Origin of the sequence: Azospirillum sp. TSO5 (genome assembly GCF_003116065.1) — a bacterium.
Classification (GTDB): Bacteria; Pseudomonadota; Alphaproteobacteria; order Azospirillales; family Azospirillaceae; genus Azospirillum.
This window is the reverse complement of record NZ_LGQY01000013.1, coordinates 1-20,746: the sequence shown is the minus strand read 5'-3', so window position 1 is coordinate 20,746 and position 20,746 is coordinate 1. Positions and strand designations below refer to the sequence as shown.

Sequence of the window (20,746 nt, the reverse complement as noted above, 5' to 3'; positions counted from 1 at the left end):
GAGGCGGCGTCCTGAAAGGAGCGCCGTTTTCTTTTTGAGTATTGCTGTTTATGTGGTAGTATTCGCGTATAAGGTTTCAACTATTGAATGGAGAGAAAGAATGGCGAAGGTATTCGAGACTGGATGGACTGGCGGGCCAAACGCGGTCATCATTTCTGTCCATGAGGACAAGGCGGTTGCTCAGTGGTTCGATAGCCCGAAGCGGGTGACTGTTCCACTGACCGCCGAACAGGTCGCTGACCTGCGCCGCGTGTGGGCCGATGCGCCCGGCGATGGCCGCAGCACCGAAAGCGCCATTGCCGTGGCCAACGCGCTCAAGCGGATCGCCGGAGACAAGATGGGCGACTTTTCGACCCTGTACGCCAGTGATGAGGAAGAAGAATGGCCTGAGTGACGGCCAGTGCAGAAATTAGACGGCGTCCTGAAAGGGGCGCCGTTTTCTTTTGGTGACGTATTGCTTGATAAATATTCGTGCTGTGGTAGTATTCATCATATTGGATCGCGTGAGCGATATGTTTGCAAATACTCACAGCATAAGAGGAGAAGCAACATGACGACCATTACCATCACCAATTCCGACACCGGCAACTCCTTCACCTTCGCCTCTCGGGGCGTTCATGAAGCGGCCATGGATTGGTACAACGCCACCAGCAAGGCCGACCTGATCGCCTACTACGAGGCCAATGGCGGCGACATCGCCTCCTTCTGGGCGGACGAGAGCCACACCAGGTTGGTCGAGGATTGGGCCGATCGCGTGATGGAGCTGTGGGCGCGGAACGCCACCGAGCAGTGGTTCGAGTTCCGGGCTTACAACAGCCAGACCCTGTACGGGTTCGGCACCGTCGCGGAGGCAGATCAATATGCCGATGCAATGAACGCCGGCAAGGAGATCAACCTCTACGACTTCAAGCCGCTGACTGCCCAACAGGCCGCGGAATTGAACCTGGAGAGCAACAGCGAAGCGTTCAGCCTTGAGGATGAATTGCGCGCTCGCGCCGAATCTTGAGGCAACGCAACACCAAAACGCCCCGCCGGATTCCTCCGTGCGGGGCGTTTTGCTTTCGTCCATCCAATTTGCCGCACCCGAACCGACGGCGGTTGACGCGCGTCGGTGTTTCGTGCTTGTGCCGCCAAGTCACCGACATGCGCGCAGCGAATAATCGCTATGACACGTCACGGAGAATGGCGGCTGCCGCGATGTTATCGATGTCTGATCCACAGGTATCGTGACGTCACGGATAGGGGCGGCGGCGCTTGGTGAGAACCCACGTCTGCGTCAACTGTTATTTTATCTAAGGGAAAGGTGCTCCACCGAAGGAATTGGTTGCGCCGCGTCGGTCGCGCGCTTAAGGGTGGAGGTGCGGTGGCGCCCCGGGTCGAGGGCTCAATCAAGAACCGGGGCGCCGCAGCTGGACCAATTGGAAAAGGCACAGCGATGCAGACCTTTAACACGACCTTCCTGGATGGGATAGGGGAACAAAGCGATCCCGTCGACCGGCTGGCTGCTGCGGTACAGCGGCACGTCGAGACGGACGGGGAGGAGCCCGTCGACCCCGCCTGCGGGACCGGTGTGCTGCTGATGGGCGTCAACGATCCGCGCGCCGTGGCGGCGATCCTGTACCTGGCGCACGACGCGATCGTGGGCGGCGATCTGGACGAAGCCAGCCACCGCATCCTGCGGGTGGCGAACGCGCTTGCCGGCAACGACCAGCGGCTGGCGGTGATCGGGCGGTTCTACGCAGGTTGAACCGAAGTGGAGGGCGGCTCCGGCCGCCTTCTTCTTGTGCAGCTGGCGGTCTTTTTGTTGACTTAAATAGTCCCATGTGTCATATTGTCTTCAGCAAATCACTGAAATTGCTGGAGAAGACAGATGCCCACCCACAAGGTGTACATCACCACGGATCCGTATACGGAATCCGAAACCATCACCCTCGCGCTGACGACGACCGACCACAAGGTCGCCACCGGTCTCCGCGAGGCAATGAAGCCCGCCTCGGCGTTGGTCGAAATCCGCACCAGCTACACCCCCGAGGAACTGGACGACCCCGACCTGCACAACAGGCTGGTGGTCAACCTGATGGGCGCAGCGGCCGGCGACTGGGCCATCCGCGATGTCCGCACTGCGGAGCGCTGGGAGACCCAGATGCACCTGAAACCGGTCGCAGAGGAAGCCAAGCTCGGTCTGCATGACCGCACCGCCGAGCCATTGGCGATCCTGGCCTACGATAGCAACGGCCTGTACGGCTGGCGCCTCACCCCCTACGGCTTTGATTGGTACCGGGACACCGGATGCCTTGCCGACAAGTTCGGCGACGACCTGCGCGACGCGCTCGACGAGCACTTCCGCAGCAAGCGCTGAGCCACCAGCCCCAGAGCGGTCCGCCGCCTGGGGCTTTGGCGGTAGAACCCCAAACACTGGAGAACATCATGAGCAACCAGAAGAACTGGAAGGTGCTGGACGGCTGCATCGTTACCGACGAGGCCGACCCGCAGATGGTCCTGGTGCCGAGTTTCTCGGACCACCAGTACAAACCCGAGGACCTCCAGTTGATGGCGTCAGCGCCGAAGCTGCTGGCGATCGTCGAGCAAGCCTTTGCTGCCTTCAATTACCTGTCGATCCGCGCAACGTCGAAGGAAGACAGGGAAGAGTTTGCGCGCCGAGAAAAGGAAGCGCGCATAGCCATCGCCAAAGCAACCGGCCAATAGGCCCACCCCAGCCCCAGAGACCGTAAAGCCGGTACTGGGGCTTTGGCGGTAGAACCCCTAACAATTGGAGAGTTTCATGACTGCTATCAATCAGCAGACGCAGGGGCCGATCGCCGTTGTTCGTTCCGATGGTTCGCGTGAACTGATCGGGGCCAACATCGGCGAGACCGAAGGGAAGAACGACGGCATTTTCATCGCCCACACCCTCGGTCCCGACAGACAACCAAACGCCCGCCTGCTTGCCGCCGCCTACAACGCCTTTGATGGTGCCGGCCGCAAGCTGGGAGTCGATGCCGCCGAGATGGCGGAGCGGCTCGGGCCGGAGGGGTTGGCGGAGGTCGCCGCCCTGGCCATCAGCATCCGGAAGCTGGTCGGTACCGACGATAAGCGCGGTCTCGCCCAGATGAAGGAGGGGGCCGACCGCATTCTGCTCCTGCTCACCGGCGAATAGCCATCAAGCCCCAGACCGCACACCAGCGGCTGGGGCTTTTTGCTGCCCGCTCAATGGACGGACGGCGGCGTGTCCTCCAGGATCAGCGCCATGATCCGACGTTCGACCCTGATCAGGTATTCGCGAGCGGCGAGGTCGTGGCATCTGCGGCTGTGTTCACGCAGGCGGTGGATGGCGTCGACGGCACTGCGGGCGGCAAACGGTCTGAGCATGGCGTCCTCCATCGAAAGGATGAGCAAGCCTAGCCTAAAGGTCATACGCTTGCGAATCAAAATCGCACCGGCCACGCAATTTTCTGCAATTTGGAAGCCGCCTTCCGCAATATGCGCAATTAATTTCCATAAGTACCCTTACGTGTTTCTGGCCAACCGCTTGACGCCGTTCACGCTTTCCGCTTCCATGAAAACGGAAGGAGAACACATCATGACGCCAGACACCCTGGGCAATTTGACCCCCGGCGCCCGGCTGTATGCGCGGTGCCCCGCCTGCGGCCGGGAGAAGACGCTCGACGTGGCGGTGCTGGTGGCGCACGCTGGCGCCGACTGCCGCGTTGCTGAGGCCCTGAGGCGGGTGGTGTGCGGAGAGTGCCGCGTGCCGGCGACCACTTGGCGCGGGTACGATCCGATCGCCGAGAACCGGGCCAAGCCTGAGAACCAACCTCCCCAGCGCTGATCGCAGGGACCATCGCCCGGCAGCCTGCATTTTCCGCTTCCCCAAAATAGTCCGGCACGTCATATTAAGTGGACTATCCGCGCACGATGTTGCGCCCGCCGGTCGCGCACCGGCACCCACCCAACGGAGACCAGCCGTGACCGAGCGCGTCTACCTGCATTACGGCTATGGGCCCGGCACCGCGACATGCCACTGCCGCACCTGCGGCACCGAGTTCCGTGGTCACCCGCAGGCCGACCGTTGCGAATCCTGCAGCACGGCCTGGGCCGGCCACGTCCCGCCGGACAAGCTGATCGAGGTGTTGCGCTGCATCGGCCTGCGCTACGGACCGACCCGCACCCTCGACGATTGCGTCGCCCTGGCCCAGGAGGCGCTCGCTGATCTGGGCCTGCTGGACAAGGTCGCCGGTCGTGCGCCGGTGGGGCTGGACGCGGCAATGCGCGGGGACTGAACAACAATGCGCGTCATCGGTCAGCCTCGGTGTGGAACGGCGGCGATGTCTGGGTGGTGAGGACGCGGCTCTGCCAAGCCGCAGCAATCGCCTCCACCGAGATGGCCATCAGGGGGATGAGATCAGGCTTGCCGCACCCTTCTCCTTGAGCAGCCGAGTGGCCCCTCACGAACCGAACTGCGCCGGGGCTGGCCCATGACGTGCACAACAGGAGCAATCCAAACGATGGTTTACGAAACCCGCCTCGAACGCGAGGCGATCAAGCTTGCCGGCAAGCCGGGCTGGCACCCCTACAACTTCGTCAAGCTTCACGGCGGTGTGAACGTCACCGGCGTCCAGTGCCCGCTTATCACGCGCGGCCCGAACAAGGGCCAGCCAAATTTCCGCAAGCCGGTGGCCGGCTCCAGGATGACGGTCTTCGTGCCGTCGGTTGCGAAGGCGTCTGTTGCGCAGACCAATGCAGAGGACTGAGAGCATGGCGACCATCGAAGCCCTCGAAGCCGAGCTTCGCATCGCGCGCCGCGATGCCGCCGATGCCACCGAGCGCTCCCAGCGCGCCGAAGCCCGCAACGTCATTCTGCGCGGCAAGGATACCTACGACCTGCCGGCGGTGCTGGAGCGCGCCAAACGACTTCAGGACGAGGTGGATGAATTGCGGTACGAGCGCGACCCGCGGAACTGGCCGGAAGCCACGCGCCGCATCAAGCGCAAGGCCGTTGCCGCCAACAAGGCGCGGGAAGCTGCGGAGGATACGGCGAAGCGTTTGCTGGAGGCGCTGGAGAAGATCGCTGAGCCCCTGGACACCAAGACCTGCATCGGCGACCCGTGGCTCTTCTATGCTGATTTGCAGGCTATTGCCCGCGACGCCATCGACGCCACTCGTGGACCCGGAGCGCCCGCAGCCTCTCCGGAGAATCCGTCATGAAGAATCGCGCCGGATTGGCGGCATGCCTCTTCGCCGCCTCCATGTGCCGCGTTGTGATGGACGACGGCTCCATCGTGAACGTCGTCGAAATCCCCTCCCCGCCCCAGCCCACCGACGACGACCTGGCCGCCATCGCTCGAGCTGACCTGAAGCGGTTCCGCCGTGCGCAGAAGCGCCTGCGGGTCGCGGCTCGGGCCGGCGATGTGGTCGGCATCACCCTCTCCTAGCGCAATTTCGGAGCCATCAAATGACCTACCGCCTGACCAGACGCCAACTCGCTTGGCTGCGGGACGCCTCCACCACCGCCGAACAACGGTCGGCCTTCTTCGCGAAGGGGCCGGCTGAGGCCGCGGCTTCCGGCAACATGAAGACCAACGTCATTGTGCATCGCCCCATGGTCCGCGGCACCATCGTCGGCGATGACAGCTTCGAAGATTCCGCGCAGGCGCTCGAAGCGGCCAACACCTTCATGGCGGACTGCGCCAAGCAGGCGGCGGACGCCGGGGTGGTTCTGGACGAGATCGCGCTCGGCATCGACGACCGCAATCGCTCGGTGATGGAGATGTGCGGGGACGCCAATCTGGCCGTCGAGCGCATCCTGCACCTGGGCGCCATTGTGGCGAACCCGGACGGGTGCCGCGAGGATCTGGAGAACCTGCTGGACGACCTGCGCGACCTGCAGGATGACCCCGCCTCCCCAATCTGGCGCAGTATCCCGATTAGCGTCATGCCGAGTGACGAGGACGAGGACGAGTTTGAGGCCATGTCGGACGAGGAAGCGAGGGAGATCCTGGCCGACCGACTGCGCGACAAGGGGCTGTTCGGCTTCCTGGTGCTGATCCGGACGCCGGTCCCCACCAGTTTCTGCGAGCACGGCTACGGCTTTTCGTGGGGGTACACCACCGGCCGTCACTTCTACGACGAGACCATCGAAGGCGCTGTGAAGCAAGGCGCCGCTTGGGCGGAAGAGTTCCGCGCCGCCGAGCGCGCCAAGCACGAGGCCAAGAAGGAGGCCGGCAAGCAATGAACCCGTTCGGCTTCCGCATCGTGGTGTCGCCCAACTGGCCGCAAGTGCCGGACGGCGAGACCGTCCACCGCAGCCCAGCGCACCCCTTCGTTCACTGGCTGGCGCGCTGGTTCGATTTCGATCCGTACGTCGAGTTCCGCACTCCGCAGTTCCGCGATGCCGACCCGATGGTCGATCAAGCCGCCGGCGTCATCTACTGCTCGGCCACCCAGGAGCGCACCATCCGCCGGCAGATGGGCGTGCTGGCCACCGGCCTGTCGGTGGATCGGCAGTTCCCTATCGTCGCGCCGCAGCATCCGCTCGGCATCCTGCGTGGCGGAATCTACGCATGATACCTCGCTTCGAGGTGATCGACATCGGGCCGGCGCCGAACCCGCACCCCGCCACCGCGCGCAGCATCACGACGCGGGAGATCGCGACGGTCAATGACCACGATCACTGGAATGGTCGGCAGGTGCAGATCGGAGGCATAGGCCGGATGGAAGTGCTCGCGACTGACAGGCATAACCATCGGCCGCCCTGGAACGCTGGAGAGACCATCGTTATTACCTGTCGGAAGGTCTAGGCGCGAAACTATAGATCGTGGGTCCTAGGCCCGTATGATGGAGACTTGCGGTCGGCCACTCTTCGCCATAGGTCATCTGCACCGGTTGCGGTTCGGCGGTGGCGTGAGTATTTCTTGGTAAGGCTGATGCGGCGATGCACGGTCATTGTCGTTTCACGGTAAATGGCCGAATCACAGTTATAAGCCATTGTATTAGTTCAGTTTTTCCGTGAAACACCCGTGTTTCCGAATACGGGAATATCAGGGGTTGTCGCATAGAGGGGCTCCGTTCAATATCCAGCAACGACGGCGTGCGGCGCCGACGCTAAATCAGAGGAGAGTGCAGTGTCAGACACACCCTGCCCCGCAGCCGCGGCGGCCAAGCGCGCGTGCGCGCTGATCCAAACCATCCGTGACTTCGACCGCGGGACCATGATCCATCCGCAGGTCGCCGACGCCGAAGAGCAACTGGCCATCGTCGAGGCGTCGGCGCCCGATCTGCAGCCCACCAGCCCCGCCGGCGCGTTCTTCCTGCTGGCCTTGGCCGGTGCTGCGCTCACGGGCGAACCGTCGCCGACGGACATCGAACGCGCTCGCAAGCTGATCCAGTCGGCCGCCGGTTTCCTGGAGCCGCAAGTGCCGGGCGGCAAGGGCAATCTCGACTACTACCTCTGAGATATATTTTTTGCTTGCGCTTAGTCCAACAAGGACTATTTTGGACCCACGGACGCCGCACGATGAAGATCGGAAGGTGGTCCTAGCCAGGGCGCGGCGACAGCAGCACCCAAGCGGTTCGGTGTCAATCGGGCCCGGCACGGATGAGACGCCCCAGCCACAGTGGGGCGGAAAGCGGGTGAGAGCCCCGCTGACACCGGGGTGTAGCGCAGCTTGGTAGCGCGGCGGTTTTGGGTACCGCAGGTCGCAGGTTCGAACCCTGCCACCCCGACCAGATTTGCCTGAATGGGCATGCGATGCGGAGCCTGGACGCTCTCGACCTTCCCGTGTGCCACCGGGTACGTCGAGAATACAGGAAGAGGCTTCTCCGGGCCGCAGATGGTGAGAGCCCATCCCAAGATACCAACCCGCGGCGCGCCGTGGGCTCTCTGGCGAGAGACGGTTTGACCGCATCGCTAGAGCTTATTCGCCCCGCGCATGGGGCAGACGAGTTGCGGAGCAAGCGCACCAAGGGCCGTCAACAGGGAGACGGGGCCGGTAGCCGGCAGGGTCCGATCCACCTACGCCTCTGCGCCGCAAACAGATCGACACTGGCGGACGGACGAGGCTATGGACCGTAAATACGCCAAGGCGGGAGCACGTTGTGCGCTTGACCGCCGACAGCGGACTAAATCGGTGTGGGGAGCGAGCGGTCTAGTCCAGTGTCGAAACAGGTTCCGCCATCCGCACCAGCGGCCCGGCGGCGGTGTGTCTACCACTGGCGACGCGGGTTAGCGTGTGCGCCTGTAGGCCGCAGGCAGTGCGAAAGTCTGTCAGAGGGGAGGCGATGCGCAGCGCTGAACCGCAGCCGGAGGATACCCGGCACTTCATGCGGCTTCCCGGTGGGGGATAGCGGTTGGTCGGTTCCTAGGCATGCCCAACATGCGAACAGGCCGGTCCGTGCCGGTCGGCCGCTCCAGTTTCGCCCGAATGGGCATCGAGGTCCTGTCAGCGAAAAGCTCCTCCGGCGGGGCGATGGCAGGCTAAGCCGGCGACCAGAGCCACCTTGCGGTCGGAAACATGGGCGTAGGCCCTGAGTGGTGGGCGGGTCGGATGGCGGCAAACCTCCGGCAGGTCTCCGGAATGGCTGGCGGTTCAGTACCGGACGACTAATGCGACCGCACGCGCCGCCCTGCGCAATGGGCCTCGGTCCAGGTGAGGCAGGCTGGACGGGACGACGCTCCGATATAGGCGCCCAGCCCGGGTGGAAGGCCCGGCACCCCTTCCCCACCCTCCCCCGACGGAGACAGCATGAGCACCACCTCCGAGTTCAAGGTCGGCGACAAGGTCACCTTCCGCCCGAGCGGTCGCGCCACGACCAAGGTCACCGCCACCATCACCGCCACGGTCGCCGGCGCCAACGGCGCGTTCCTGAAGACCAAGGACGCCAGCGACAAGGAGCGGCTGGTCCGCCCGGGCGCCTGCACCAAGACGCGCTGATCGGCGCTCCTTCAGCAATCGGCCGCCCTGCACGGTGCGGGGCGGCATCCTGCAAAATAAGTCATGGGGATCACCATGAGCCACAGCCTTTCCGCCTATCAGCGCATCGCGGAGTCCGTCGCCACCGCCGATGTGCGCGATCGTCCGGACACGACCCTCGAAACCGTGCGCAATCGCCTGGAAGCCATCCTGGCTCGCGCCGGTGCGAATTTCGACCACCTGTCCCTCGCCGGCGACCGTGCCTATGGCGCCGAGATCTCCGGCGTCGGCGGCTCCGAAGGCAAAGCGACCGGCCCAACCGGCGTGGTCGACGAGATCTTCTCCCTGCTGAGCCGGCTGGACGCCGTCAATTCGGCCACCACCGAGCAGGTGGAGCGGATCGAGCGCCTGGTCTGATCGACGTCGCGTCAACGTGCAGCCGCCCGGCCATCTGGTGCGGGCGGCTTTTTCGTAAGGAATTGCAGCATGACGAACAATGGACAGTTCATTTATCACGCTCCGCAGGACGCCAGCAGCAAGCCGCTGAAAACCTGGACGCGCGGTGTCCCGGTCGAGGATTCCGCCATGCAGCAGCTCCGCAATGTCGCCGCCCTGCCCTTCGTCTTCCACCACGTCGCCGCCATGCCGGACGTTCATTGGGGCAAGGGTGCGACGATCGGCAGCGTCATTCCGACGCGCGGCGCCATCGTGCCGGCGGCGGTGGGTGTGGACATCGGGTGCGGCATGTGCGCGGCCATGACCAGCCTCACGGCCAACGACCTGCCGGACAACCTGCGCGCCATCCGCAGCGCCATCGAGGCCGCCGTTCCCCACGGGCGCACCGACAACGGTGGGGCCAACGATCGGGGTGCCTGGGGCGAGGTACCGACGAACATCGCCAACGCCTTCACGACGATCTTCGACGAGGAGGAGATGGTCCCGCTGAAGGAGCGGCTGGACGCGATCCTGGCCAAGCACCCCAAACTGGAGCGCGCCGGCTTGCGGGCGCCGCGGCACCTCGGGACACTGGGAACCGGCAACCACTTCATCGAGCTGTGCCTGGACGAGGCCGATCGCGTGTGGGTGATGCTGCACAGCGGATCGCGCGGCGTCGGCAACGCCATCGGCACCTATTTCATCGAGCGCGCCCAGGAAGAGTGCGCGAAGTGGTTCGTGCCCCTTCCCGACAAGGATCTCGCCTATCTGCCCGAGGGCACGCCGCTGTTCGACGATTACGTCGAGGCGGTAAGCTGGGCGCAGGATTTCGCGCAGGCGAACCGCCGCGTCATGATGGATGCTACCATGCAGGCCATCATGACGACGCTCGGCCGCAAGTTCACGTACGGCCTGACCGCCGTCAACTGCCACCACAACTACGTGGTCAAAGAGCATCACTTTGGTGCGAACGTCTGGGTGACCCGCAAGGGGGCGGTGCGTGCCCGCGCCGGCGAGATGGGGATCATCCCCGGCAGCATGGGCGCCAAGTCGTTCATCGTGCGCGGCAAGGGCAACCACGAGAGCTTCTGCTCCTGCTCGCATGGCGCCGGCCGGGCGATGTCGCGCGCTGAAGCCAAGAAGAGGTTCACCATTGCTGATCACGAGGCAGCCACGGCCAGCGTCGAGTGCCGGAAGGATTCCGACGTGATCGACGAAACGCCGGCGGCGTATAAGGACATAGACCAAGTAATGTCTGCACAGTCGGATCTAGTTGAGGTTGTTCACACCCTTCGTCAGGTCATTTGTGTAAAGGGGTGATCTATGGTTTTGGCTATAGATCTGACAGGCCGCAGGTTCGGGCGACTTACTGTAGTTTCGAGGAATGGAAGCAAAGCCTATCCAGATAATAATGGGCGAGTGCGCTGTTCTTTTGCTGCATGGCGTTGCCTCTGTGATTGCGGTGGAGAGATCACGACGACAAGTCGATGCCTGATCGGAGGAAAAACGATAAGTTGCGGGTGCGCGCGTCGAGATACAAAATTTCCTGAAGGGAAGCCATTTGCCCGCCTTCTGGCGTCTTACAAAAACAACGCCAGAAGGCGTAAAATTGAATTCTCCCTTACAGACAGGCAATTTGCTGAATTGATTTTCGCTCCGTGTTACTATACAGGTCGCCCTCCATCGCGACCGATGGCATATCGCGGATCTAGCGTGATGCTTTTCAACGGAATAGACAGAAAAGATCCGCTGAAGGGCTACACCACAGAGAATTGCGTGCCGTGCTGTTTTGAAATCAACAGGGCGAAGTCGGACATGACCATTGATGAGTTTACCTGTCTCATCAATGACACGTTCAGACATTGGGCAAGCGACCGGGTTGATGCGAAAAGCGAAGTCTGCCAGGTCGTCTGTGTGAAGGGGTGATGCCTCACCCTGCCAACCACGCCTCGATCCCGCTGATACCGTCGGTGCAGGCCGACAACCGGTGCAGCAGGTCATGGTCCGTCACGCTGAGGCTCCCCAGCGCCTCCTCGTAAACCCGTGACAGCTCGCTCCGTAGCGCGCCCGCCATCGCAGCAGCCTCCTGCTGGCTGTGCGGCGCGCAGCGGAGCGTGACCTGATCCAACGCCGAGCGCACGGCCTCCGACTGCCCGGTGGCAGCGGCGGTCAGAGTGGCGATGGTGGCTGCGCTTTCGGCGTGGGAGATGTCTGCGTCCATGCGGTTCCTCCTTGCGTTGTGGGTGCGCACATTTTTGACCTAGGAACATACTCCTGTCAAGGATACCCGCAAATTGTCTAATACCATTTCGGTACACAGTGAATAGTCCTTATCGGACTATTATGAGCCGACACCCACCGCACGATGTTGAGGACACCACTTGGCCAGCAAGGCTGCATCACGCGGCGCCAACCGGCTGAAGAAGCTCGGGCAGCGCGCCTACCCAGCGGTGGTCGATTGCCCATCGTGTGGTCGCTCGCTGCACGGCGAGGACTGGGAGCGCGTGGTGGTGACCGGCACCGGCACCGCCGTCCATATCGGCGACTGCCACCAGTCGCTGATCCGGGCCGGCCAGCAGCAGATCGCCGATCGCGCGACCGAACTCCGCGCTCAGGTGCAGTCGGGCATCTTCAACGTTCATCCCGGCGCGCTTGCCGCCATGAAGGGCTCCGCATGACCAAGCTGGCCACCCACACCGAGAGCGGTCACGAGCGGTCCGACTTCGACTGGTATCCGACCGAGCCTTGGATCACGGCCGGCGCGCTCGACAAGTTGACGCTCCGCGGCGAGGTGCTGGAGCCCGCCTGTGGCGATGGCGCCATGGCGCGCATCCTGCGCGAGGCCGGCTACCGCACGTGGGCGACCGACATTCACGACCACGGTTACGACGGCCTGGACGGACTGCACAACTTCCTCGACACGCCGCCGCTCGATGCCGCCTGCGGCATTCGGACGATCTTCACCAACCCGCCATTCGGCGAGCGCGGCAAGCTGGCCGAGGCGTTCGTGCGGCACGCGCTGAAGCTCATGATGCCGGTCGGTGGCATGGTGGCCATGTTCCTGCGCGTCGACTTCGACAGCGCCCGCACCCGGTCCGACCTGTTCGAACGCTGCCCGCACTGGTCCCGCAAGCTGGTGCTGACCAGCCGGGCGCAGTTCTTCGCTGGCGAGTACGGCGGCAAGAAGAATCACGCCTTCTTCGTGTGGGACGCACTGCACGGCGGCCCGCCGACCATCGACTACATCAACAAGCCCAAGGTGGCGAAATGACCGACTTCGACAAGTCGCTGGCTGAACGTGTCCGTGTGGGCTCGCCGCCGGCTGGGTTCACGGATGAGGACTGGGCCGTGATCCGCTCCGCTGCGCGCGATCCGGAGGGTGATGGCGCCGGCGTGCTGCGCAACACCGATTTGGCGCAGCGGATGAGGGCTGCCGACCCGCTGCCGCCCTTCGTCACGCGTGGCGAGTGGGATGCACTGATCGAGATCGTCGCCGCAGGCCGCGAGCCGTCGATGACGGAGATTCTGGCATCGATCCGCCGGATCCAGGAGGAGGACGATGGTGGCGCCATTCCCGACGACAATATCCTGAAAATGCCGGACGGGAGCCCGCTCATCATCGCCGCCGAGCCGTGCAGGGTTTTCGAATCCCCCATCCCGATGGACGCCATCCTGGGGTCGATCAAGGATCGGCTCAAAGAGCGGCGCGGCGCCGATCAGCGCCCCGGCCCCACTTCCGCCGATGACGATGGGTCGACGCGGGTGCTTGATCAGGATGAAATTGATTCCCTGCTTGGGTTCGATCGGATTCCGGCATCGCCCGCTCCTGGCGAAGGCGTCAAGGATGATGCTGGCAAGCTGGAGTGGAGCCAGATTCCGCCGGACGCCATGGCGGAGATCATCAAGCGCTACATGCTGGGTGCCGAGAAATACGGTCGCGGAAATTGGGCGCGCGGCATGGCCTGGAGCCGCATATTCGACGCCATGATGCGGCACGCTTGGGCGTTCTGGGGCGGAGAGCGGGACGATCCGCAAGACCCTGGTCATCATCTGGCCGCTGCGGCTTGGTGCGCCATCACCCTGCTGACCTATGACCTGCGCGGCCTCGGCACCGATGACCGCGGCTCTCCCGTCGTGAAGGTGACGCCATGACCGTCCAGCGCGCCGCCATCGCGGCAACCCTTCTCGTCATCGTGGTGCTGTGGCTGCTGCTGCCGGCCGCCGCGGCGCTCTCCGCCGAGGACGACGGCCCGCGCGATGCCATCCAGGTGCCGCCGAGCACTGTCGTCGTCCCCACCACCCGCACCAGCTGCCGGGAGATTCCGGAGCAGCGCTGCCCGCAGGAGACTGGCCATGTCCGCTGACACGATCAATCCCTCGGCACCGGATCCGATCCGGGCTGCTGAGTTCGTCGTCGCCTCCAACCTGATGGTGGAGGGCAGTGTGACGATGTACCGGGCGGCCATGTGGAGCGGCAACGACCACGCCATCGCGGAGGCCCGAGCGAATGCGGAGAAGGCCTTCAGCCAGAACCTAGACTACATCGAGGCCCATGTCGTCGCCCAGCGCATGAATCTGCGAAAGGCGCCGAAATGAGGTGGGCAGCCTGGGCGTCCGTCGCGGCGTTCGTCTCCGGCGCGGCCGGCTACAGCGCGGTGCGCAACTTCCTCGCCGGCAACACGGCGTTCGCGGCCTTCGACGTCGTTATCTGCATCGTCGAGGCTTGCTGCTGCGCCATCTCGATCATCAAGTCAGGAAGCGCCTCATGACTTCTCGCCACGATCAATACGGCATGGACGAGGCGCGGGTCTCGCAGCGCTATTCCAAGGATCCATCAACTCAAGTCGGCTGCGCGATCATCGGACCCGGCGGCGAAGTGCGAGCAAAGGGGCGCAACGGTTTCCCTCGCGGCTGCCGCGACGATGTCGAGATCTACGTCGACCGGCCGCGAAAACACTTAAGGGTTACCCACGCTGAGGCTAATGCGGTCGCAGCCGCCGCCCGCGTCGGCACGCCACTGGCCGGCAGCACGGCCTACGTCACCGCCCCCTGCTGCTCGCAATGCGCCGCCCTGCTGATTCAGGCCGGCATCGTGCGGGTCGTGTGGCCGGCCGGCGCCGAGCTGCGCGCCGATTGGGCTGCGAGCGCCGCCGAGGCCCGCACCCTCTTCATTGAGGCCGGCGTTCAATTCGAGGAGTTGGACTATGCCTTCTGACGCGCGGTCCATCAAGCAGCGCGCCCACGCCTCCGTCGCGGCCTTTGTGCTGACGTTCCTGCTGCTGGGCGGTGTCGGGTCGCTGGTCTACGCCGCCGCCCGCCTGCTGCTGGCGTGTCTGGGGGTGCTGTGATGGGCAAGCGGAAGCAGAAGCCCGCCGCGCCGCGGCCGGTCACGCGCGAGCAGCAACTGCGAGCCCAGGGCCTCCAGCGCGATCGCAAGACGGGGCTGGTGCTGTCGATCAACGGCGACGACACCGGTACGCCGGAGCGCGCTCGGCACGGCATGGGCGTCACGGTCCAGCGCCACTTCATCACGGAGGAGGCGCGGGTCAGCCAGCGGGTCGGTGCGCTGGTGGTGGCGGAATCGCTGTTCGAGACGATGGTGGAGCGCGGGCTGATCGCCGACGAGTTGCCGGCCGGAGCCTCCGAACGGCAGCGCGCCGATGCGGAGGTGTCCCTGGACCGGCGCGTCTCGGCCGCCAATTGGCTGCGGAAGCTGTGGGAAAGCACCGGGCTCGATCACCGGGTCAGCGCGAGCTACAGCGTCGCCAGCACCCGCACCGACGGCGAGATGAGCGACGCCGATGCTGAGAACCAGGCGCGCTTCCGCGAGGTGTGGCGGGCCGTCGGTGCGCAGCGTGCCGATCTGCTGGCGGCGGTGGTGTGTCTGCAGGAGGTGCCGAAGGGCGCCACCGCGGCGGCTCTGCGCGAGGCGCTGGACGCGCTTGCGAACTGGCGGGGGCTGTGATGCCGCACGCGCCGATCACCAGCTTTCATGGTCAATACCGTTTCCTGTCGAATTTCGAGCCGGTTCGGATATCGGTTGGCGGCATCACCTACCCGACGGTCGAGCACGCTTACCAGGCCACGAAGACGCTCGACGTTGCGGAGCGGAGGAAGATCGCCCTTCTCTCCTCCCCAGGGTCAGCCAAGAAGGCGGGAAAATGGCTACTGATGCGGCCTGACTGGGATGACGTAAAGGTTCCCGCCATGACATTCCTCGTGATGGAGAAGTTCTGGTCGCATAATCACCTTGCCACGGCGTTGCTCGCCACCGGCGATGCCGAGTTGGTCGAGGGGAATACCTGGGGAGACATCTTCTGGGGCGTGTGCCGTGGCGAGGGCGAAAACCACCTGGGCAGGATTCTCATGCATGTTCGCGATCAGATGATCGGGCATCGGAGCGTTCAATGAAACAGCCACACCATCCACTTGGCGCGACATTTCGGTAACAGTGGCGCCTGCGCCTCTCCCCACGCTACTGCCGGCCGCTCCAACCCGGCACGCTCCAGCAGCTCGAAGACCAGCGTCATGCCGCGCGATCCGCGCAGGCCGAGCTTGGTCGTGGTGCTGGGCAGATCGGACCGCCCCTTGCTGAAGTCCAGCAGCGCGGCGCCGTCGATGCGCCCATGCTCCGACATCTCGGCAAACCCCGCCAGCCGAGCCTCGATCGCCCTGATGGTCTCTGGATCGCTCTGCATCGCATCCTCCGCGCTGCGTCGAGCGTATCACGCCCGCAGACGGAGGCGCAATCTGGAGGCCTGAATCACAAAGCCCCAGACCGAGGAATCGGCTGGGGCTTTGGCAGTTATTTGCCGTACATGGCGTTGGTGCGGTCGATGCCGTGCCTCAGGGCGGCGATCATGCCGTCGGCGACCGACAGCAGGTCGTTGTCCAGCTTGCCGAATGCCTCGTCGAACGGCTTTGTGATGCCGGTCTTGTCTCTCATCAGGTCGATCAGGCGTTGTACTTCCTGAAGGTGGACGATGAGTTGTCGGGCAGCCTCGGCGTTGCGCTTGGCGTTTTCTCCGTAGATGGCCATTGGCTTCTCCTCGGGTTTGTTCTCCTACCCCAAAAGCCCCAGCCACTCGCGTGGTCTGGGGCTGGGGATCAAGCTGCCGCTTCCGGGACTTTCCAGGCGAACGGCAGGATCTGGGTGCTGCAGTGGCGGCGGTTCTTTACGCGATCACGAGGAACGACCCACTGGCCGCTCTTGGTGTGCCGCTCGCCCCGCTTGTACGGTCCGCGATCGGCGGTCACCTCGACGGTGATTTTGATCTGGCCGGCTTCGCGTTCGGCTTTCTCGATGCGGCAGGGCACGAGACCCGCGAAGGAGTCCCAGTAGACCAGCGTGCCGCACTTCGCTTCGTATTCCATGGGGTGCTCCATGAGTTCTTGCTTCTGCCACCAAAGCCCGGCCACCTCTCGGTGCGCCGGGCTGGGGTTCAGCGGGGGTATGCTTCGATGTGCGGGAGATCGACCTCGATGCCGAAGTCGAAGAGGCCGGCGCCGTGGCCCATGGCCTCCATAGCGGCGTACCAGCCCATGTTCTCGTCGGAGCTTTCCCGGTCTTTGTGGGCGTATTCGTCCCAGGTCTTCCGCCAACCCTCCAGGATCACCGGGAGGGAGGGGCCGAGCTTGCCAACCAGTCCGGTGGCAAATTCTCGGGCCAGCTTGAAAGCCCACCGCTGCGTCTCCGGCGCTTCCTCGGTCAATTCGCATCCAGAGAGCTTGCTCTCGTTGGGCTTGCGCGGGTTGAGATCGCTGAAGTACCAATCGACGTAGAAAGCTCGCGCAGCCGCGATAACAAAGTCGCTATCGGATTTGCGAGCGTGTTTGAGAGACAGCACGTATGCCATCACGCATCTCCTCTTGGTATGTATTGTGTCTTGATGTCACCATTATAGTCCATCTTGTCATAACCGCAAGCAAAAAGAACGCCGCGAACAGTATTCGCAGCGTTCTTTTGGTCGTGTTGGCGCGTTTTACTGCGCCGTCTTCTTGCCCAGGCCGATGCGCTTCGCCATCTCGGACCGCGTGGCGGCATAGTTCGGCGCGACCATCGGGTAGTCGGCCGGCAGCCCCCATTTGGCGCGGTAGTCGGCCGGCGACATGTCGTAGGCGCTGCGCAGATGCCGCTTCAGCATCTTCACCTTCTTGCCGTCCTCCAGGCACACCAGATAGTCCGGCGTGATGGACTTCTTCACCGGCACGGCCGGTTCGCGAGCGGGCTTCTCCTCGACCGCCGCGCCGGCCTGCGACAGAGCGCCGTAGACGGTGGAGATCAGTCCCGGCAGGTCGCTGGCCGGCGCGGTGTTGTTGCCGACGTAAGCGCTCACGATGTTTGCCGTGAGGGCGTGCAGGGTCGCGTCCATCAGGCGAACACCCCCGCCTGCGCCTTGAACTTCACGACGCGCTTGGCCGGCGCGGTGAAGGTCTCGCCGGTGCGCGGGTTGCGCGCCTCGTGTTCCGGCTTGACGTCGGTCTTCAGCGTGCCCAGGCCGTGCAGGCGCACGTCGTTGCCGTCTTTCAGGTTCTCGACCAGCAGGTCGGTCAGCGTGTCGATGTGGCGGGCGGCCTCGGTCTTGGTGATGCCGGCCTTCGCGGCGAGCTGGGCAGCCAGTTCGGGCTTGTTGATGGTGCTCATGATGGCTCCTCTTGCCATGGATTTGGGGATTGCGGCGCGAGATCGTGCGCCCGGTGGTGAAAAGCTATGGCCGATAGTCCACCACGTCAACGCAAAAAGGCCGCACCGGACTATTTCCGGGCGGCCTTTTAGGGGCTACTTGCTGATCCAATTCGGCAGCAGGGTGCGCAGCCAGTTCATCAACGCGCTGCCGGCGGCTTTCTGGGCCTCCTCCTCCAGGATGGCCTTATCCAGGTCAATCCTGATGGTGTAGCGCTCGTCCGTTTCTTCCAGGACAACGGCTCCGATTTGACGTTCTCCCATGGTCACACCGTCGCCCGCTCGCAGCGGAAGTAGGTGCGCACCGACGGGAAGAACTGCTGCATGCGGACAGACATTTCCTGGGCTGCCGGCAGCAAAAACAGGCCGGGCAGCGGGACGTGGTTGGTGTAGACTCTGTAACGCAGGGTGTTCATGAAGTCCTCCTGTGGTTGGTCTTCTACGCCCTAAGCCCCAGTCCCGGTTTGACGGGCTCTGGGGCTGGGTTAGTCAGGCGCCTACGACGTATTCGACCACATGACTGCCGAGTGGTTCCCATCTTGATGGCTCCGTTTCGACAATCTTCTGCGCCCCTGTTGGCGCCTGAAGAACCGCCGCGGAGCCACCTTTGCGTGACTTCCGGCTGGCGGAGCGCGGGATTCCGGAGATAGAAATCACCTTGTAAGCAGTTCGCCGAAAATTAGATTGGTCGACGAACGGTTCGCCACAAACATATATCCGTTCGCCACCTTTGGAATTAGACAGCGTGATCGCACATTCTTCAGCCTGTGCTTGGCTGTCGAATACTTGGTGATCATGACCTGCTGGTGACGAGGGGTCGATCACGTACAGTTTACACATGGTTTCCTCCATGTTTGAGGTTCTCCTACCCCAAAAGCCCCAGTCGCTTTCGCGATCTGGGGCTGGGCGGGCTATTGCCCGATGGGGTGTCCGGACCAGCTTCCGCGGGCCATGGCCCGGTCGAGCAGATACCGGTATTCACTGACGACCGTTCCGCTGAGCGCTTCCACCCCTCCGCGGCACACCGCCCGGTAGGCGAGACGCAGGGCGTCGGTTTGGCCGACTGCTCTGCCCGTGAGAACGGAGAGATCAGCCATGGTCGCCAGAACGGCGGACTTGTTGTTGCGGATCAGGTCGAGCGCATCGCTCATTACCGTCATCGTAATCTCCAATGTTTCGGAATTGTTTGCTCTTGATGAAGTAAATATACGGCTATTCTCGCGCTATGTAAAGTCCTATTTGGACTATTTGCGCTGATTAGTAGCCCGGAACGTCATCAGCACCACAAACGCCAAAAGCCCCACTCCTGTTTGGAGGTGGGGCTTTTGGGTTTTACTCGATCAGGTCGGTCAGTTTGTTGGCATGGTCGCGCAGGCTGTTCGCCCGATCTTCCATGAACTCGGCGGCCTTTGGGATGCACACCTCGACGATGTGCTTGATAACCTCGTTGGAGCGCTCCTTCATGTGCGGCAAACCGCTGAGAATGTTCAGCGGCGGCACGCAACCACAGCACAGATAGGCCGCGGCAAGGTCCCAACTCAGGTCCATCCCGCCGCCGGAGAGCGCGATTCCGTGGGTGTCGAGACTCTCGACATAGACCAGGGTGGCGCAGCCGGCGTGCTGATCGATCATGGTGGCGGCCTCTTCGAGTTCGACGCCATAGCCCAACTCGACAGGCCAGAAGTAGTTCATCATCGGCTCGAAGGTGTCGGCCCACTCATGATGGGCGTCGCTCTCCTTAAACCGCTCGATGGCGTCATCCAGGGCGCTCTCGTCGAACTCCTGTTTTTCCTTGGCCATCGCCGCGGATCGCTCATCCTCGGTGGCAAAGTCTTCGGCGGGATTGTCTTCCAGCCAGTCGGCTTCGTCAAACTCGTCGATCTCCGCGTTGTACTGCTCCAGCACGTCACGGGTAATCTTCGGGAGGATGATCTGCACACCTTCGAGATCATCGCCACGCAGTTCCTGCCAATCCACATTGATGGCGCTGGTCAGGACGTTGGCATAGCTCAAGTCAGTCTTGAAAGACATTTTGCAGTTCCTTGTTTTGTCTTGATGGCATCATTCTAGTACAGATCGTCATTCACAGCAAGAGAAATAGTCCAAACAGGACTGTTAATGCACAGAGATGCGCCTTTCTGAGGGGTCGAGATGGCGGAGAAACGGAAGAACACCCTGCGGTTCACGACGGACGACGACCTCAGCGTCCAGCACTCGCTGTTCGTGCAGGAATACCTGAAGGACTTCAAAGGCGGCGACGCCGCCGTCCGCGCCGGCTACAGCAAGCGCTCGTCCGGTCCGACGGCATCGCGCCTGCTGCAGGATCCGCGCATCCAAGCCGCTATCGCGAAGGCGGTCGGGTCGATGCTGGACAAGTTCCAGATCACGAACGAACGCGTGCTGGCGGAATACGCCCGCATGGCGTTCAGCGACCTGGGCGATGTGATCGAGATCGGCGACGACGGGGAGGCGACGGTCAATCTGGCGCTGATCAAGAACAACAAGGACGCCCGTGCGGCCATCGCCGAGATCAACCAGTCCGACATCAAGCTGGGCAAGGACGGCGACGGCGGTGTGGAGCGGCGCACCCGCATCAAGCTGCACGACAAGAAGGGGGCGCTGGACGCCCTGGCCAAGTAGGGGTCACTACACGAAAGTGATCAGATTGTCCGGGATGTGAGAACGGACTGGGAACTCATGCTGCAAGCAAGGACTGCAT

Annotated in this window: 43 protein-coding genes and 1 tRNA gene; 31 read left to right on the top strand and 13 right to left on the bottom strand. The window is 63.3% G+C overall.

The window, feature by feature from the left end; translation table 11 throughout:
* Positions 1-100 precede the first annotated feature (100 nt).
* From TSO5_RS03405 to TSO5_RS03380, 6 genes are all read left to right on the top strand, one after another.
* Positions 101-394, top strand: a complete 294-nt coding sequence (locus TSO5_RS03405) for a hypothetical protein (protein ID WP_109150253.1) — start codon at positions 101-103, stop codon at positions 392-394.
* Positions 395-550: 156 nt separating this feature from the next.
* Positions 551-1,006: a hypothetical protein gene (locus TSO5_RS03400; protein WP_109150252.1), complete on the top strand. Its 456-nt coding sequence runs from the start codon at positions 551-553 to the stop codon at positions 1,004-1,006.
* A 429-nt stretch (positions 1,007-1,435) separates the two neighbouring features.
* Positions 1,436-1,747 (top strand): hypothetical protein, encoded by a 312-nt coding sequence (locus TSO5_RS03395; RefSeq protein ID WP_109150251.1) that lies wholly within the window; start codon positions 1,436-1,438, stop codon positions 1,745-1,747.
* 123 nt (positions 1,748-1,870) lie between these two features.
* On the top strand, positions 1,871-2,359 hold the full coding sequence (locus TSO5_RS03390; protein WP_109150250.1) for a hypothetical protein: 489 nt from the start codon (positions 1,871-1,873) through the stop codon (positions 2,357-2,359).
* A gap of 68 nt (positions 2,360-2,427) precedes the next feature.
* On the top strand, positions 2,428-2,706 hold the full coding sequence (locus TSO5_RS03385; RefSeq protein WP_109150249.1) for a hypothetical protein: 279 nt from the start codon (positions 2,428-2,430) through the stop codon (positions 2,704-2,706).
* Positions 2,707-2,782: 76 nt separating this feature from the next.
* On the top strand, positions 2,783-3,157 hold the full coding sequence (locus TSO5_RS03380) for a hypothetical protein (RefSeq protein WP_109150248.1): 375 nt from the start codon (positions 2,783-2,785) through the stop codon (positions 3,155-3,157).
* 50 nt (positions 3,158-3,207) lie between these two features.
* Here the strand turns inward: TSO5_RS03380 and TSO5_RS32565 are convergent, their stop codons facing one another.
* Positions 3,208-3,369 (bottom strand): hypothetical protein, encoded by a 162-nt coding sequence (locus TSO5_RS32565; RefSeq protein ID WP_158282342.1) that lies wholly within the window; start codon positions 3,367-3,369, stop codon positions 3,208-3,210.
* Between the two features lie 211 nt (positions 3,370-3,580).
* On the opposite strand from TSO5_RS32565, the gene TSO5_RS03370 reads away from it, so the two are divergent.
* The 14 genes from TSO5_RS03370 to TSO5_RS32100 all read left to right on the top strand — a co-directional run bounded on the left by TSO5_RS03370 (position 3,581) and on the right by TSO5_RS32100 (position 11,270).
* Complete coding sequence (locus tag TSO5_RS03370) at positions 3,581-3,829, top strand: hypothetical protein (RefSeq protein WP_109150246.1); 249 nt, start codon at positions 3,581-3,583, stop codon at positions 3,827-3,829.
* 136 nt (positions 3,830-3,965) lie between these two features.
* Positions 3,966-4,280 (top strand): hypothetical protein, encoded by a 315-nt coding sequence (locus tag TSO5_RS03365; RefSeq protein WP_109150245.1) that lies wholly within the window; start codon positions 3,966-3,968, stop codon positions 4,278-4,280.
* A 225-nt stretch (positions 4,281-4,505) separates the two neighbouring features.
* Positions 4,506-4,751: a hypothetical protein gene (locus TSO5_RS03360; protein ID WP_109150244.1), complete on the top strand. Its 246-nt coding sequence runs from the start codon at positions 4,506-4,508 to the stop codon at positions 4,749-4,751.
* A gap of 4 nt (positions 4,752-4,755) precedes the next feature.
* Positions 4,756-5,205 carry a hypothetical protein gene (locus TSO5_RS03355; RefSeq protein ID WP_109150243.1) on the top strand — a complete coding sequence of 150 codons (450 nt, stop codon included), beginning with the start codon at positions 4,756-4,758 and terminating at the stop codon, positions 5,203-5,205.
* Positions 5,202-5,432 carry a hypothetical protein gene (locus tag TSO5_RS03350; RefSeq protein ID WP_109150242.1) on the top strand — a complete coding sequence of 77 codons (231 nt, stop codon included), beginning with the start codon at positions 5,202-5,204 and terminating at the stop codon, positions 5,430-5,432. The genes TSO5_RS03355 and TSO5_RS03350 overlap by 4 nt, the downstream gene beginning before the upstream one ends.
* Before the next feature lie 20 nt (positions 5,433-5,452).
* Complete coding sequence (locus tag TSO5_RS03345; RefSeq protein ID WP_109150241.1) at positions 5,453-6,232, top strand: hypothetical protein; 780 nt, start codon at positions 5,453-5,455, stop codon at positions 6,230-6,232.
* A complete protein-coding gene (locus TSO5_RS03340) occupies positions 6,229-6,564 on the top strand; it encodes a hypothetical protein (RefSeq protein WP_109150240.1) in 336 nt (111 codons plus the stop codon). Before TSO5_RS03345 ends, TSO5_RS03340 begins: the two co-directional genes overlap by 4 nt.
* Positions 6,561-6,797, top strand: a complete 237-nt coding sequence (locus tag TSO5_RS03335) for a hypothetical protein (protein ID WP_109150239.1) — start codon at positions 6,561-6,563, stop codon at positions 6,795-6,797. Before TSO5_RS03340 ends, TSO5_RS03335 begins: the two co-directional genes overlap by 4 nt.
* A gap of 324 nt (positions 6,798-7,121) precedes the next feature.
* Entirely contained in the window at positions 7,122-7,451 is a 330-nt protein-coding gene (locus TSO5_RS03330; RefSeq protein ID WP_109150238.1) for a hypothetical protein, read from the top strand.
* 197 nt (positions 7,452-7,648) lie between these two features.
* Positions 7,649-7,725, top strand: a tRNA-Pro gene (locus TSO5_RS03325).
* Between the two features lie 1,016 nt (positions 7,726-8,741).
* Positions 8,742-8,930 carry a DUF2190 family protein gene (locus tag TSO5_RS03320; RefSeq protein ID WP_109150237.1) on the top strand — a complete coding sequence of 63 codons (189 nt, stop codon included), beginning with the start codon at positions 8,742-8,744 and terminating at the stop codon, positions 8,928-8,930.
* A 75-nt stretch (positions 8,931-9,005) separates the two neighbouring features.
* Positions 9,006-9,326 carry a hypothetical protein gene (locus tag TSO5_RS03315; protein WP_146203670.1) on the top strand — a complete coding sequence of 107 codons (321 nt, stop codon included), beginning with the start codon at positions 9,006-9,008 and terminating at the stop codon, positions 9,324-9,326.
* 69 nt (positions 9,327-9,395) lie between these two features.
* The gene (locus TSO5_RS03310; protein ID WP_109150235.1) at positions 9,396-10,664 is read left to right on the top strand and encodes an RtcB family protein; all 1,269 of its coding nucleotides are present in this window, start codon (positions 9,396-9,398) and stop codon (positions 10,662-10,664) included.
* A gap of 393 nt (positions 10,665-11,057) precedes the next feature.
* The gene (locus TSO5_RS32100) at positions 11,058-11,270 is read left to right on the top strand and encodes a hypothetical protein (protein ID WP_146203669.1); all 213 of its coding nucleotides are present in this window, start codon (positions 11,058-11,060) and stop codon (positions 11,268-11,270) included.
* Positions 11,271-11,274: 4 nt separating this feature from the next.
* On the opposite strand, the gene TSO5_RS03305 is transcribed toward TSO5_RS32100, so the two are convergent.
* Positions 11,275-11,565, bottom strand: coding sequence for a hypothetical protein (locus tag TSO5_RS03305; RefSeq protein ID WP_109150234.1), 291 nt, complete (start codon positions 11,563-11,565; stop codon positions 11,275-11,277).
* A gap of 160 nt (positions 11,566-11,725) precedes the next feature.
* Between TSO5_RS03305 and TSO5_RS03300 the strand changes: the two genes are divergently transcribed.
* From TSO5_RS03300 to TSO5_RS03265, 10 genes are read left to right on the top strand one after another with little or no spacing between them, the layout of a single operon-like run.
* Positions 11,726-12,022 (top strand): hypothetical protein, encoded by a 297-nt coding sequence (locus TSO5_RS03300; protein WP_109150233.1) that lies wholly within the window; start codon positions 11,726-11,728, stop codon positions 12,020-12,022.
* A complete protein-coding gene (locus TSO5_RS03295) occupies positions 12,019-12,615 on the top strand; it encodes a hypothetical protein (protein ID WP_109150232.1) in 597 nt (198 codons plus the stop codon). The genes TSO5_RS03300 and TSO5_RS03295 overlap by 4 nt, the downstream gene beginning before the upstream one ends.
* A complete protein-coding gene (locus tag TSO5_RS03290) occupies positions 12,612-13,496 on the top strand; it encodes a dATP/dGTP diphosphohydrolase domain-containing protein (RefSeq protein ID WP_109150231.1) in 885 nt (294 codons plus the stop codon). The genes TSO5_RS03295 and TSO5_RS03290 overlap by 4 nt, the downstream gene beginning before the upstream one ends.
* A complete protein-coding gene (locus TSO5_RS03285) occupies positions 13,493-13,708 on the top strand; it encodes a hypothetical protein (protein ID WP_109150230.1) in 216 nt (71 codons plus the stop codon). The genes TSO5_RS03290 and TSO5_RS03285 overlap by 4 nt, the downstream gene beginning before the upstream one ends.
* The gene (locus TSO5_RS03280) at positions 13,698-13,940 is read left to right on the top strand and encodes a hypothetical protein (protein WP_109150229.1); all 243 of its coding nucleotides are present in this window, start codon (positions 13,698-13,700) and stop codon (positions 13,938-13,940) included. The genes TSO5_RS03285 and TSO5_RS03280 overlap by 11 nt, the downstream gene beginning before the upstream one ends.
* The gene (locus TSO5_RS32560; protein WP_158282341.1) at positions 13,937-14,113 is read left to right on the top strand and encodes a hypothetical protein; all 177 of its coding nucleotides are present in this window, start codon (positions 13,937-13,939) and stop codon (positions 14,111-14,113) included. Before TSO5_RS03280 ends, TSO5_RS32560 begins: the two co-directional genes overlap by 4 nt.
* Complete coding sequence (locus TSO5_RS03275) at positions 14,110-14,559, top strand: deaminase (RefSeq protein ID WP_109150228.1); 450 nt, start codon at positions 14,110-14,112, stop codon at positions 14,557-14,559. The genes TSO5_RS32560 and TSO5_RS03275 overlap by 4 nt, the downstream gene beginning before the upstream one ends.
* Positions 14,549-14,692, top strand: a complete 144-nt coding sequence (locus TSO5_RS32555) for a hypothetical protein (RefSeq protein ID WP_158282340.1) — start codon at positions 14,549-14,551, stop codon at positions 14,690-14,692. The genes TSO5_RS03275 and TSO5_RS32555 overlap by 11 nt, the downstream gene beginning before the upstream one ends.
* Positions 14,692-15,309 (top strand): hypothetical protein, encoded by a 618-nt coding sequence (locus TSO5_RS03270; RefSeq protein WP_109150227.1) that lies wholly within the window; start codon positions 14,692-14,694, stop codon positions 15,307-15,309. The genes TSO5_RS32555 and TSO5_RS03270 overlap by 1 nt, the downstream gene beginning before the upstream one ends.
* Positions 15,309-15,755 (top strand): NADAR family protein, encoded by a 447-nt coding sequence (locus TSO5_RS03265; protein WP_109150226.1) that lies wholly within the window; start codon positions 15,309-15,311, stop codon positions 15,753-15,755. Before TSO5_RS03270 ends, TSO5_RS03265 begins: the two co-directional genes overlap by 1 nt.
* On the opposite strand, the gene TSO5_RS03260 is transcribed toward TSO5_RS03265, so the two are convergent.
* From TSO5_RS03260 to TSO5_RS03225, 11 genes are all read right to left on the bottom strand, one after another.
* Complete coding sequence (locus TSO5_RS03260) at positions 15,749-16,042, bottom strand: hypothetical protein (protein ID WP_109150225.1); 294 nt, start codon at positions 16,040-16,042, stop codon at positions 15,749-15,751. The two genes, TSO5_RS03265 and TSO5_RS03260, sit on opposite strands and share 7 nt — an antisense overlap.
* A gap of 107 nt (positions 16,043-16,149) precedes the next feature.
* Positions 16,150-16,383, bottom strand: a complete 234-nt coding sequence (locus TSO5_RS03255; protein ID WP_109150224.1) for a hypothetical protein — start codon at positions 16,381-16,383, stop codon at positions 16,150-16,152.
* Positions 16,384-16,451: 68 nt separating this feature from the next.
* Entirely contained in the window at positions 16,452-16,718 is a 267-nt protein-coding gene (locus TSO5_RS03250; protein ID WP_109150223.1) for a hypothetical protein, read from the bottom strand.
* Between the two features lie 68 nt (positions 16,719-16,786).
* The gene (locus TSO5_RS03245; RefSeq protein WP_109150222.1) at positions 16,787-17,200 is read right to left on the bottom strand and encodes a hypothetical protein; all 414 of its coding nucleotides are present in this window, start codon (positions 17,198-17,200) and stop codon (positions 16,787-16,789) included.
* 126 nt (positions 17,201-17,326) lie between these two features.
* Complete coding sequence (locus TSO5_RS03240; RefSeq protein WP_109150221.1) at positions 17,327-17,716, bottom strand: MucR family transcriptional regulator; 390 nt, start codon at positions 17,714-17,716, stop codon at positions 17,327-17,329.
* A complete protein-coding gene (locus tag TSO5_RS03235; RefSeq protein WP_109150220.1) occupies positions 17,716-18,006 on the bottom strand; it encodes an HU family DNA-binding protein in 291 nt (96 codons plus the stop codon). The genes TSO5_RS03240 and TSO5_RS03235 overlap by 1 nt, the downstream gene beginning before the upstream one ends.
* A gap of 117 nt (positions 18,007-18,123) precedes the next feature.
* The gene (locus TSO5_RS32550; RefSeq protein ID WP_158282338.1) at positions 18,124-18,291 is read right to left on the bottom strand and encodes a hypothetical protein; all 168 of its coding nucleotides are present in this window, start codon (positions 18,289-18,291) and stop codon (positions 18,124-18,126) included.
* A gap of 2 nt (positions 18,292-18,293) precedes the next feature.
* A complete protein-coding gene (locus TSO5_RS32545; protein WP_158282337.1) occupies positions 18,294-18,443 on the bottom strand; it encodes a hypothetical protein in 150 nt (49 codons plus the stop codon).
* A gap of 73 nt (positions 18,444-18,516) precedes the next feature.
* The gene (locus TSO5_RS32095; protein ID WP_146203668.1) at positions 18,517-18,879 is read right to left on the bottom strand and encodes a hypothetical protein; all 363 of its coding nucleotides are present in this window, start codon (positions 18,877-18,879) and stop codon (positions 18,517-18,519) included.
* A gap of 59 nt (positions 18,880-18,938) precedes the next feature.
* Positions 18,939-19,187: a hypothetical protein gene (locus TSO5_RS03230; RefSeq protein WP_109150219.1), complete on the bottom strand. Its 249-nt coding sequence runs from the start codon at positions 19,185-19,187 to the stop codon at positions 18,939-18,941.
* Positions 19,188-19,359: 172 nt separating this feature from the next.
* On the bottom strand, positions 19,360-20,058 hold the full coding sequence (locus TSO5_RS03225) for a hypothetical protein (protein ID WP_109150218.1): 699 nt from the start codon (positions 20,056-20,058) through the stop codon (positions 19,360-19,362).
* Positions 20,059-20,178: 120 nt separating this feature from the next.
* Between TSO5_RS03225 and TSO5_RS03220 the strand changes: the two genes are divergently transcribed.
* Positions 20,179-20,667 (top strand): terminase small subunit, encoded by a 489-nt coding sequence (locus TSO5_RS03220; protein ID WP_109150217.1) that lies wholly within the window; start codon positions 20,179-20,181, stop codon positions 20,665-20,667.
* Positions 20,668-20,746: the final 79 nt, after the last annotated feature.